At 72.8% G+C, this 11,895-nt stretch carries 9 protein-coding genes; 6 read left to right on the top strand and 3 right to left on the bottom strand.

Annotated elements, in window-relative coordinates; translation table 11 throughout:
* Positions 1-146: 146 nt before the first annotated feature.
* From COUCH_RS27950 to COUCH_RS27925, 6 genes are all read left to right on the top strand, one after another.
* Entirely contained in the window at positions 147-1,715 is a 1,569-nt protein-coding gene (locus tag COUCH_RS27950; RefSeq protein ID WP_249608198.1) for a M1 family metallopeptidase, read from the top strand.
* A 120-nt stretch (positions 1,716-1,835) separates the two neighbouring features.
* Positions 1,836-2,651, top strand: coding sequence for a universal stress protein (locus tag COUCH_RS27945; protein ID WP_249608197.1), 816 nt, complete (start codon positions 1,836-1,838; stop codon positions 2,649-2,651).
* Complete coding sequence (locus COUCH_RS27940) at positions 2,648-3,598, top strand: glycoside hydrolase family 16 protein (RefSeq protein ID WP_249608196.1); 951 nt, start codon at positions 2,648-2,650, stop codon at positions 3,596-3,598. Before COUCH_RS27945 ends, COUCH_RS27940 begins: the two co-directional genes overlap by 4 nt.
* A gap of 66 nt (positions 3,599-3,664) precedes the next feature.
* Positions 3,665-5,332 carry a glycosyltransferase family 2 protein gene (locus tag COUCH_RS27935; protein WP_249608195.1) on the top strand — a complete coding sequence of 556 codons (1,668 nt, stop codon included), beginning with the start codon at positions 3,665-3,667 and terminating at the stop codon, positions 5,330-5,332.
* 13 nt (positions 5,333-5,345) lie between these two features.
* Positions 5,346-6,179 (top strand): HlyD family efflux transporter periplasmic adaptor subunit, encoded by an 834-nt coding sequence (locus COUCH_RS27930; RefSeq protein ID WP_249608194.1) that lies wholly within the window; start codon positions 5,346-5,348, stop codon positions 6,177-6,179.
* A gap of 5 nt (positions 6,180-6,184) precedes the next feature.
* Positions 6,185-6,673, top strand: a complete 489-nt coding sequence (locus COUCH_RS27925; protein WP_249613819.1) for an inorganic diphosphatase — start codon at positions 6,185-6,187, stop codon at positions 6,671-6,673.
* A gap of 31 nt (positions 6,674-6,704) precedes the next feature.
* Here COUCH_RS27925 and COUCH_RS27920 read toward each other — a convergent pair whose 3' ends face one another.
* The 3 genes from COUCH_RS27920 to COUCH_RS27910 are packed head-to-tail and all read right to left on the bottom strand — an operon-like array spanning position 6,705 to position 11,404.
* Positions 6,705-9,011 (bottom strand): glycosyl hydrolase, encoded by a 2,307-nt coding sequence (locus COUCH_RS27920; RefSeq protein WP_249608193.1) that lies wholly within the window; start codon positions 9,009-9,011, stop codon positions 6,705-6,707.
* On the bottom strand, positions 9,008-9,808 hold the full coding sequence (locus COUCH_RS27915; protein WP_249608192.1) for an HlyD family efflux transporter periplasmic adaptor subunit: 801 nt from the start codon (positions 9,806-9,808) through the stop codon (positions 9,008-9,010). Before COUCH_RS27915 ends, COUCH_RS27920 begins: the two co-directional genes overlap by 4 nt.
* 30 nt (positions 9,809-9,838) lie before the next feature.
* Positions 9,839-11,404: a glycosyltransferase family 2 protein gene (locus COUCH_RS27910; protein WP_249608191.1), complete on the bottom strand. Its 1,566-nt coding sequence runs from the start codon at positions 11,402-11,404 to the stop codon at positions 9,839-9,841.
* Positions 11,405-11,895: the final 491 nt, after the last annotated feature.

The following is an 11,895-nucleotide window of genomic DNA, read 5'->3' as shown; positions in this document are numbered from 1 at the left end:
CGGGGCCGGCTCGCTCTCGCGGGCCGGCCCTTTCCGTGGAGCTGCCGCCCGGTGACCTGCGTGGCCGGCTGACCCCGGGGGTGCCCGGGTGAGGATCCGCCGGAACGGTCAACGAAGCCTCTCGATCTGTTCTAGGCTCGGCGGTCATGGAAGCTGTCTCAGGCACCATCTCGTCCCGCCTCCTGGCGGCCGGTACGGCCGTCGTCCTCGGGCTCACCGGCGCCGTGGCTGTCACCGGTCCCGCGCTGGCCGCGGGCCACGCGACGCCCGGCGCGCCCGGGCTGGGGGACCGGCTCTATCCGCTGCTCGGCAACGGCGGATACGACGTGCAGAACTACGATCTCGTGCTGACGTACCCGAAGAAGGACCCGGCGCAGCAGATCACCGGCGACGTCACGATCACCGCGGTCGCCACCCAGAACCTCTCCCGCTTCGACCTCGACTTCGGCGGCGACGCGGTCGGGGGGGTCACCGTGAACGGGCGCCGGGCGACCTTCACCCGCGACGGCGACGAACTGGTGATCAGCCCGGCCCGGGCGCTGCCGGCGCACCGGCGGTTCACCGTGCGGGTGTCCGGCTTCAAGGCCACCCCGATCCAGCCGGACGCGGACGCGCCGGTCGGCTTCGTCGTCACGCCCGACGGCACCGTGCTGGCCGGGCAGCCGGCGTCCTCGCACCTGCTGTTCCCGAGCAACGACCACCCGCGCGACAAGGCGACCTACACGATCACCGCGGTGGCGCCGCAGGGGTGGACCGCCACGGCCAACGGCGTGCGGGTACGGACCAAGACCCGCAACGGCTACGTCACCTCGACGTTCCGGGAGACCAACCCGATGGCCAGCGAGCTGGTGCAGGTGGCGGTCGGTGACTTCGTCGTGCAGAACCGCGCACCGGTCAACGGCGTGCCGGTCCGCGACGTCGTGCCCCGCCGGCTCGCCGACGACCTGCTGCCCAAGGTCGCCGACGAGCGCCACGAGATCTCCTGGATGGAGGGCAAGGTCGGGCGCTACCCGTTCGAGAACTACGGTTCGCTGATCATCGACGGGGAGCTGGGCTTCGCGCTGGAGACCCAGACGCTGTCGCTCTACGACACCTCGTTCACCGGCTACCCGTCGTACATTCTGAACCCGATCCTGACGCACGAGCTGGCCCACCAGTGGTTCGGCGACAGCGTGTCGCCGTGGAGCTGGAGCGACGTCTGGCAGAACGAGGGGCACGCCACCTGGTACGAGGTGACGTACGCCGACGAGACCGGCACGCTGAAGCAGTACACCGGCGCCGAGTCGCTGGACGCGTACTTCAAGAGCGTCTACGCCCGCGGCGACCAGTTCCGGGCGCGGTTCGGCCCGGTCGCCCGCCCGCTCAAGGCGGACTCCATCTGGGACGTCTTCAACCCCAACGTGTACGACGGCGGCGCGCTGGTGCTGTTCGCGTTGCGGCAGAAGATCGGCGCGACGAAGTTCCAGCGCGTCGAGCGTGCCTGGGTGAGCCGGTACCGCGGCAAGTCGGCCTCCACGCAGGACTTCATCCGGCTCGCCTCGGCGGTCTCGGGGCAGAACCTGGGCTCGTTCCTCGGCGACTGGCTGTACGGCACCACCACCCCGGCGATGCCCGGCCATCCGGATTGGACCGTCACCCCGGTGCCCGCCTCCGGGGCGCCGGCGAGCGTCGCGGCCGCGCCGGCCGGGGCGCGGCACATGCCGGCCGGCCACTGACCCACCGGCCCGCTCACCTGCACCAAGGTCATCCGTCGCGGCGGCCGTCCCCACCCGGGGCGGCCGCCGCTCCCGTCTTGCCAATGGCATCGGTGAGGACGACTCTGGGGGTGTGCCGCAGTGTCCTCCGGGGCGTACGAGGACGGCGACATCCAGATCGTTCAGCTCTCCAGCTGGATCGAGGAGGCGGCCATGATCGGTGCGCGGATCGTTGTCGGGGTCGACGGCTCGACCGGGTCGCGAGCCGCGGTGCGATGGGCGGCCGCCGAGGCCCTGATGCGGGGGGCGGAGCTTCGCGTGCTGACCGCGTACCACCGGCCGGAGACCGGCGCGGCGACGAGCGCGATCCTGCACGACGCCGTCACCCACGCCCGCACGGTCGCGCCCGGCGTCGAGGTCAGCTGCGTGGCCCAGGCCGGGTACGCGGTGCCCGTGCTGCTGCACGCCGCCGAGGTGGCCGACCTGCTGGTCGTGGGCTGCCGGCACGGTGGCGGCCTGCCCGGTGCGCCGCACGGCACGGTCGGCAACCAGGTCGCGACGCACGCCCGGTGCGGTGTCGTGGTCGTCCGCGGAAGGCCGGACCCGGGCGCCGGTCCGGTGGTCGCCGGCGTGGGCGACGGCGCCGCCGACGGTCCCGTGCTCGGCCGGGCGTTCGAGGAGGCGGCGCTGCACGGTGCCGCGGTGCTGGCCGTGACGACCCGGGACCGGGGGCTCGCCGACTCGCTGGCGGCCTGGCGGGAGAAGTTCCCCGAGGTGCCGGCCGAGTGCGAGGTGGCGGACGGCGATCCCGGCAGGGTTCTCGTGGACCGCAGCCGGCAGGCCCGGCTGGTCACGGTGGGTCCGCGCCGGCACGGCTTCGAGGGGGTCATGCTCGGCGTTGTCGGGGGGCGCCTCGTGGACCACGCCGACTGCCCCGTCCTGATCGCGCGCCCGTGAGTGCCCGGGCCGGGCGCGTGCGTACGGCCGGCGCCCTCGTGGCGCTGACGCTGATCCTCGCCGCCTGCACCAACGGCAAGGACGCCGGGGAGCAGCCGGCGCCCCCGGCCTCCGGATCCGCGGCCGCCTGGCAGCCGGTGTGGAGCGACGACTTCGACGGCGCCGCCGGCTCCCGGCTCTCCGCCGCGAACTGGATGTACAGCCGCGGCACCGGCTATCCCGGCGGCGCGCGGCAGTGGGGGACGAACGAGATCGAGACGATGACCGACGACGTCGCCAACGTCCACCTCGACGGGGCCGGTCACCTCGCCATCGTCCCGCTGCGGACCGGGCCCGGCGCGGGCCGGTGGACGTCCGCCCGGGTGGAGACCCGGCGCACCGACTTCGCCGCGCCGGAGGGCGGCGCCGTCCGCATCGAGGCGTCGTTGCGCATGCCGGACGTGAGCGGGCCCCAGGCGGCCGGCTACTGGGCGGCGTTCTGGGCGCTCGGGGCGCCGGCCCGTCCGGTGGCGGCGACGAACTGGCCGAGCATCGGCGAGTGGGACGTCATGGAGAACGTCAACGGGCGCGACTCCGTCTGGCACACCCTGCACTGCGGCGTACCGGTCGGCGGGCCGTGCGGCGAACCGACCGGCATCAGCAGCGGCGAGCTTCCCTGCCCGGGGTGCCGCAGCAGCTTCCACACGTACGCCATCGAGCACGACCGCGGCGTCACGCCCGAGGAGCTGCGCTGGTACGTGGACGGCCGCAACACCTTCACCGTCCGCGCCGACCGCGTCGACCCGGCGGTCTGGGCCGCGGCCAACCACCACGGGTTCTTCGTCATCCTCAACGTCGCCATCGGAGGCGCCTTCCCGGCGCCCTTCGGCGGCGGCCCGACGCCGGCCACGAAGCCGGGCGTGCCGATGCTCGTCGACCGGGTCGCGGTTCTCACCCGGCGCGGATAACGACACGAGATCGACAGTTATCCATCAGTACGACGGGGGGACGCTCACGCTGAGGAGGTGGCGCCGATGACGGCCGACGCAACGAGGCCGGTCTCCCGTACCGCCGATGACATGTCCTGGCGGCCGATGCAGCGCTCCACCCGGGTCGCGGTGTTCGCGGCGCTGGGCGTGACGTTGTTCTACATGATCTTCCTGCTGAACCCGGCGTACCGGGGGAACACCTGGGTGTGGGCGCTGGTGCTCTTCGCCGAGGGCATCACGATCTTCAACGCGCTCGCGATGTGGTGGACGGTGCTGGTGTACACCCCGCACCCCGACCCGCCCGAGGTGTACGCGTGGCGCCGCCGGCTGCTCAGCGGCGACCTGCGGCCCACGATCGACGTGTTCATCACCGTGTACGGCGAACCCCTCGAGATCGTGCTGGTGACCGTCCGCGCGGCCCGGGACATGACGGTGGAGCACCGGACCTGGATCCTCGACGACGGTGACAGCGACGAGGTGCGCGACGCCGCCGCCCGCGAAGGCGTCGGCTACCTGCGCCGCAAGGAGCACCTGCACGCCAAGGCCGGCAACATCAACTCGGCGCTGCGGCGTACGGACGGCGAGTTCGTGGTGATCCTCGACGCCGACCACGTGCCCAGCCCCGACTTCCTGGTCCGCGCGCTGCCGCACATGCAGGACACCGGGGTGGCGTTCGTGCAGACCCCGCAGGCCTTCCCCAGCGCCAAGGGGCTGGTCCCGGAGGGCTCCTCCGAGTCGCAGAAGATCTTCTACGAGCTGGTGCTCCCGGGCCGCAACTACTTCAACGCGGTGTTCTGCGTCGGCACCAACGTCATCTTCCGGCGAGCCGCCCTGGACGAGATCGGCGGCATGTACGTCGCCAGCAACTCCGAGGACATCTGGACCTCCATCGAGCTGCACCGCCGCGGCTGGCGCTCCTGGTTCATCCCCGAGGTGCTGTGCCGCGGGCTCGCCCCGGACAGCCTGCTGTCGTACTTCAAGCAGCAGTTCCGGTGGGCGTACGGCGCCTTCGAGGTGCTGCTGCGCGGCGGCCTGTTCCGCAAGAAGGGGCTGACCGTCGACCAGCGGTTCCAGTACATGCTCGCGGGCGTCAACTACCTGCTGTCGCTGGCGGCGCTCATCCTGATGTGCCTGCCGGCGGTCTACCTGCTGTTCGGCCTGAGCCCGATCCGCTCCGACATCAGCACGTGGATCGTGCACTACGCGCCGTTCTACCTGCTCATCGTGCTGGTGACGGTGATGCAGCTCGGCGGCTTCAAGCCCGCCGCGATCGTCACCAGCATCGGGGCCGCACCCGTACACGTCAAAGCGCTGGTCATGGCGATCTTCAAGCGCAAGGTGCGCTGGAGCGTGACCAACGCCGGCCCGCGCGGCCTGCCCGGGGTCGAGCTCGTCCTGCCGCACGTTGCGCTGCTGCTGCTCAACGCGGTGGCGGTGGCCGTGGGCATCAGCATGCTGCCGCTGCGGGGCACCGACGTCGCGGCCGTCGGCCTGTCGATCGGCTGGGCCGCCATCTACGTCGTGGTGCTGGGCCGGGTCGTCGCCGAGGCGGTCATCGCGCCCCACGTCATCCGGCAGCGCCTCGAGCGGCGCAAGGCCGGCGCCCTGCTGGCCCGCGCGCTGCCGTGGCCCGCCCGCGCGGACGCCAACGACGACATCGTCAGCGCGGCCGTGGAAGCCCCCACCCCGGCCCCGCCGTCCCGGACCGCCTGAAGGGATCCCCGTCATGGTCCAGCCCACTGGAACGACCTCGCAGGACAGCGCCGATCCCATCGAGGAGCCCCGCGCTCCCGAACCGCCGGCGAAGCGCCGCGGAGGCGGCGGCTGGCGCAAGTGGCGGGCCCGCTTCGTGGTGCTCCTGCTCCTCGCCGCCGCGGTGTTCCTCTTCCTGCGGATCAGCTCGGCGCGGGAGTCCAACGCCGCCCGCATCGACCTGGACACGCTGACGCTCACCGCGCAGCCGCTGCCCGTGGAGGTGGCCCAGACCGGTCAGGTGACCGGCGTGTCCGTCACCGCCCAGGAGCGCGTCACGGCGGGGCAGAAGCTCGGCACGATCGAGGTGGCGACCACCGACTCCAACGGCGACCCGAAGCTCACCCGGGTCGACGTGAAGGCACCCCGGCCCGGCATCGTCGTGGACCTGCCGGTCACCGTGGGCAGCTCGATCGCGCCCGGCCAGCCGTTCCTGGAGCTGTACGACCCGGCGCTGCTGCGGTTCGAGACGCACGTGCCGCTGAAGGACCTGCCGGAGATCGCGCCGAGCATGACCGCCAGCCTCAGGGCCGAGGGCATCAACCGGACCGTGCACGCGCAGGTGCAGCGGATCGTTCCCCAGGTCGGCAGCCTCCAGGACATCGACTTCGCGAACGCCAACGCCAGCGCGAATTCGGGGGACACCAGCACCGACAGCACCGACAAGGCGGACCAGATGACGATGGTGCTCGTACCGGCCTCCGCCGAGGAGGTCCGCGGCCTGGTGCCCGGCATGCGCTTCACCGGGTACGTCGACACCCGTACCGGCATCCCCGGCACCGCCCGCCTCGTCTCCATGGGGCGGTGACCATCGTGGACTTCGACGTGACGGTGGAGATCCCCCGGGGAACCCGCAACAAGTACGAGATCGACATGCACACGCACCGGATCCACCTGGACCGCACGCTGTTCACCGCGACGCAGTACCCGGCGGACTACGGCTTCATCGACGACACGCTCGTCGAGGACGGCACCGCGCTGGACGCGCTGGTGCTGGTGCAGGAGCCGACGTTCCCCGGCTGCGTGATCCTCAGCCGGGCCATCGGGATGTTCCGGATGCGCGACGAGCAGGGCACGACCCCGAAGGTGCTGTGCGTGCCCACCGCCGACCACCGGCTCGCGCACCTGCAGGACCTGGCGGACCTCGACCACTTCCTGCTGCTGGAGATCAAGCACTTCTTCGAGGTCTACAAGGCGGTGGAACCCGGCAAGCTGGTCCGCATCGACGGCGACCCGTGGGTGGGCCGGGCCGAGGCGGAGGCCGAGATCGCCCGCAGCTTCGAACGGGCGCGGGCCGCCTGAGCGGCCCGCGCCCTGCCGGGAGTCCGGCGCGTCAGGGCTGCCGGACGATGCTCTGCCCGGGATCCACCACGACGACCGCGGTCGTCGCGCCGTTCCTGCGGAACGTCACCGTCCGGCGTTCCGCCGTCGGGTTCACCGCGAGCAGGCGCGGGTGCTCACGGTCGCCGAAGGCCATCCCGTACGGGCCGTCGGCCACGACCGCGGGCTGCGGTGCCCCGTACGCGTCCAGCATCTCGATCCAGTAGCGCACCATCGCCCGGCTCGTGCTGTCCTCGCGGGGCAGCTTCGCGGTGAGCCGGCGCCGAGCCGCGGCGGGGTCCGACACGGCCAGGTCGGCGGCGAACAGGTCGCCCCAGACCCGCGGCTGCCCGCCGACGTCCCGGGTCAGCTCGGCGGCGCGCGCGGCCGCCTTGTCCGGGGCGCCGCGGTACAGCGAGCCGAAGGTCAGCGGCAGCAGCTGGATGCCCACGACGGACTCCGGCTTCGGATCGAACCACGTGGCGTAGTCGATCTTCGAGTCCCAGACGATGCCGGCGACGGTGTGCGCGTAGCCGGCCGGGCGCTCACCCTGCTCGCCGAGCCAGTAGCGGCGCGCGGTCGTGGCCTCCAGCGCGTAGTGCGTGACGCCGTACGCGGTCAGCCGCTCGTCGCCCGAGACGATGCCCCACCGGGTCACCGCCTCCCACGCGGCGACCGCCTCGCTCGACGACTCCTGGTTGTTGCCGTCGGCGAACGGCGCGAACCCGGACGCCGCCGAGTGGCCGAGGTACGCGTTGAACGCGCGGAACGCCGGGAAGCCCTGCGCGCCCTCGGTGGCCAGGCTGCCGGTGAAGTCGCGGGCCACCAGGTCGACGCCGCCGCCGTAGTCGCGCAGGAACGCCGGATCGGCCTCGGCCAGCACCGCCGCGGCCCGCACGAGGTAGCCGTACTGGAAGTGGTGGTCGTTGTAGTCGCCGCTGCCGAACTCCGCGGGCACGGCGATCAGCCCGCCCCACACCTTGTCGTACGCGAAGTAGCGGGTGTCGCCGGCGCCGCCGTACGTCAGCCAGTCGACGAGGCCCGCGCGCAGCCGCTTGAGGGCGGCCTGCTGCTGGGGCGCCGCACCGACGCCCTTGGCGACCTCGGCCACGGTGGCGAGGCGGCCCAGCTCCTTGAGGCCGAAGTAGCTGCCGCCGTCCGCCGTGGCCGGCTTGTCCGCCAGGTCACGGTCGAGGTCGGCCAGCACCGCGGCGCGGGCCGTGCCGGACAGCGCAAGCGCCGGCGGCTCGGTGACCAGCCCGGGCATCGGCACCCGGACGCGGACCGCGGTGCCGCGCACCACCGGCAGCGTGCCGAGCGGGTCGGCGTACGTACCGGCCATCGGCTGCACACCGCCGCCCGGCACGAGCCCGGCCTGCTGGTGCGGCAGCAACGCCCACACCGACGGCTTGCCCGACTGCCGCTCCACGCCGAGGGTCTGCGTGACGGTGCCGGAGACGCCGTCGTACGCCATGTTCGACGTCGTGCGGATCACGGGATCCCCGGCGGCGTCCGCCAGCGCCCGGGTCCACCGGGCGTCGTCGACGGAGTCCGGCACCCGGGCCACCACGATCGCGCCACCGCCGGCACGGTCCGGCGTGAGCCGGTTGCCCTGCTGGCGCCAGCCCACCCCGTCCCGGGCCTGGACGTCCCAGCGCTGACCCGCGACGGTGAGCCGGGCGAGCGAGCCGCCCCCGGCGGACCGGGCGAGCGCGCCGGTCGAGGTCAGCGACGGGGTGACGTCATGGAAGTCCAGGTACAGCAGCGGGCTGCCCTGCACCAGGGTGGCCTCCACGCTGCCGCCGCCGCGCAGGTCGGCCTCCAGCACGACGTGGAAGGCGCCGTACCCGGTCACCCGGACCGCGGTGATCGGGCCGCCCGCGGTGAGGGCCGGGGCGAACGGGGTCACCACGGCCTTGGCGGACGCGACCGGGGCGGCGGCGCTGACCGCGAGGCCCGCGCCGGTGTTCTTGACCGCCAGCGGGTGCGCCCAGATCGGCTGCGCCGCGGCGCCGGTGAGCGCCGAGGTCCACCACTGGTTCGTGGGCAGCGCCTGCCCGCTCAGCGCCCTCCCGGCCCCGGCCGGAGCGGCTTTCGGGCCGGTGCCCGCCGGCACGGTGCCGGCCAGCGAGGCCGCGCCGCCCGGCGACGGAACGCCGAGGGAGGTGGTGGCGGCGCCCTCGCTGAGCGCGCCGGCGGCGGGCGGCGCGGGTACGGGCTGGGGGCCGTCCGGGCCGGAGCCCGTCCAGCAGGCCGCGGTGATCAGCACCGCGGGCAGTACGCAGGCGGCGGTCACGATCCGCCGAAGGTGGATGGTCATCCCGCTCCGTTCACCGCGGGGGTCCTGCCCACCGCGGAATTGGTGTCGATGTCGGCCCGGTAGCGCAGCCCCGGCACGAGCGCGCTCACCGTGTCCAGGGCGTCGGTACGCGGCGCCAGCACGACGGTCAGCTGCTCGTGGTCGGCCTTCTGCTCCTCGGTGAGCGGGGCGTCGGACAGCGGGTCGGGGCCGATGCGCGCCTCGACGTGGTCGACCGTGGCCCGCACCGGGCGGTTGATGCCCGGGCCGGTGATCCCGGCCGTCATCCCGAGCCGCAGCTCGTTCAGCTGCTTCTCGGTGGCCTTGGCGTGGAACGCGAGCTTGGCGTGGTCGTACATGGTGACGACGGGCTCGCCGGCGCCGGTCACGCCGCCGACCGCGACGTCGACCGTGGACACGGTGCCGGGTACGGGCGCGCGCAGCGTCTCCACCTCCGGCTGCCGTGCGGTGCCCAGGGCCGGATCGGCGGCCAGCCGTACCCGGGCGAGCTCCTGTCCCGCGGCGACGCGGGTCTGCTCGGACACCAGGACCTGGGTCACCACGCCGGAGCCGGTGGGCCCGACGGGCAGCGCGTCCGCGGTCAGGACGGCGTCGTCGAGGGTCACGAACGCGTTCTCGGCGAGCCGGTGCGTCACCACGTACGTGCCGCCGGCGCCCGCCCCGGCCAGCAGCAGCACGGTGACGAGGAACGTGCGTACGGCGGGCATCCGGGAGCGGGTGGGGCGCGGGGCCTTCTGTCGCGCCGGGGCGGGGTGCGGGATCTCTTCGATGCGGTCCTGCTCGATCACACTGGTCATGGCGATCTTCCTTCGAACGAGGGAATGGGATCAGCGCGTGGCCGCGACGGCGGGCCGGCCGGCCACGATGCCGCCGGGTTCCGCGGGGCCGCCGGTGACCGACTCGACGATGATCCGGCCGAGGATCAGCACGATCATCGTGGCCCAGGCCACGGACAGCCAGGTGGGCGCCGGGTCGGCCATGACCACGAGCCCCACGACGATGCCGGTCACGTTGAGCAGCACGAGCGCGAGCTGTGGCATGACGACCCACAGCGACCGGGAGCCCGCGCCGGCCTGGTTGGTGGCGCTCCACGTCGCCGACCTGCGGCGCAGCGTCGCCCAGAACGCCTTGGCGTGCACCGGCGCGGCGCCGATGCTCGCCACGATCGCCGAGCCCTTGAAGCCGCCGGACTGCAGCCAGGTGACCACCAGGACCATCACCTGGAACGGCACGTAGTGGGTGGCCCAGGTGACGCCGTCGGCGCGGATCGGGCTGAGCGCGAACAGCAGGTACAGCGCGGGGAAGACCATGAACGTCAGCATCGCCAGCGACAGCAGGTAGTGCGTGCCGACGAACAGGTACTGCAGGCGCTGGTCCATCGTCAGGCCGTTGCCGCGCCGGAACAGGCCGCCGCGCAGGATCACCTCGAACCCGCCGCTGGCCCAGCGCAGCTGCTGCTTCAGATACGACGGCACGTCCACCGGCGCCAGCCCGCGGGCCAGCACCTGCGGCACGTAGATCGAGCGCCAGCCGTTGCGGTGCAGCTCCAGCGAGGTCCAGATGTCCTCGGAGTTGCTGCCGGTCGCGATGCCGCCGATCTCCTCGAGCGCCGCGCGCCGGAACATGACGTTGGTGCCGACGCAGAACGCGGCGTTGAAGTGGTTCTTGCCCGGGCACACCAGCTCGTAGAAGATGCGCTGCGCCTCCGAGGTGCCGGTGGAGACGAGGTTCGTCTGGTTGGTGAACGACTGCGGGGACTGCACGAACGCCACGTCCGGGTCCACGAAGTGCGGCAGGATCTCCAGCAGGAAGTTCGGCTCCGGCACGTGGTCGGCGTCGAGGATGACGACGTACTCGCCGGTGGTGCGGGCGAGCGCGGCGTTCACGTTGCCGGCCTTGGCGTGCTGGCCTCCCTCGCGGCGCAGGTAGCCCACGCCCTCGGCGGCGCAGATCCGCTCCAGCTCGTCGCTGTCGCCGTCGTCGAGGACCCAGGTGTGGTGGGCGAGCGTCATGTCGCGGGCCGCCCGCACGGTGGTGCGGACCAGCTCGGGCGCTTCGCCGTACGCGGTGATGAACACGTCGATGCCCGGCACCTCGGCCCCGGCGCGCAGCCGGTTGCGGCGTACGGCGACGGCGACCGGCTCGTCGCGGTTGTCGTGGGCGAGGATGGTCCACCAGGTGCCGATGGCATGCAGGGCGATCAGGCCCTCGGCGAGCAGCATCGCCGCCCACAGCCAGACCGGCCCGCGGTACTGCGGGTCGAGCAGGAACGTCTGGTAGAAGATCGTCGCGAGCAGGGCGCCGAAGATGGCGACGCGGGTGGAGCGCTGCAGGGGCCGCCAGGCCTGCCGGGTCGCGGCGGTGGCCCTGCGGGGCGGATCAATGGTCGGCATGGTTGCTCCCAAGGGGTTGCACAGGCCGGCGATCGAACGGGGTGTCCGGCGGCGACGCCCGGCCGGGCGGCCCGGGACCTCCCCGCGACAGTGCGGGGCCGCTGATCGGATTTTCGATGCGGCGGAAATCGGCGATCAATGAGCCGTTCCGGTGATCGGCGGCGTCGGCGCCGCGGTACTCAAAAGACGCTAGAGGTCGACGGTCGTCATTGGCAAATGCGGTGACCGCGGACACAGATGAAGCCTCGAAACGCCGATGTATTCGGGCGTCAACCCGATGTTCATTGATGACCGCTTCAGGTGCCGATCATCGGGACCGGTGCCGTCCAGCTCAGCCCGCTTGACCTCGGAAAACCGTGACCTGCGTCGCGTGGGTGCGACTGGCTCCGGACGCGGGCGCCGGAAACCGCCGCGCAATGATTAGTGCCGGTGAATCATTGCGCCATACGAAACCGGCCGCGGTGGCGCTGTGCGCGCTCTCTCGCTCTGAT

This window comes from Couchioplanes caeruleus, assembly GCF_023499255.1.
Lineage (GTDB): Bacteria > Actinomycetota > Actinomycetes > Mycobacteriales > Micromonosporaceae > Actinoplanes > Actinoplanes caeruleus_A.
Note: the sequence above shows the minus strand (reverse complement) of the source record. Positions and strands in the feature narration are given on the sequence as shown.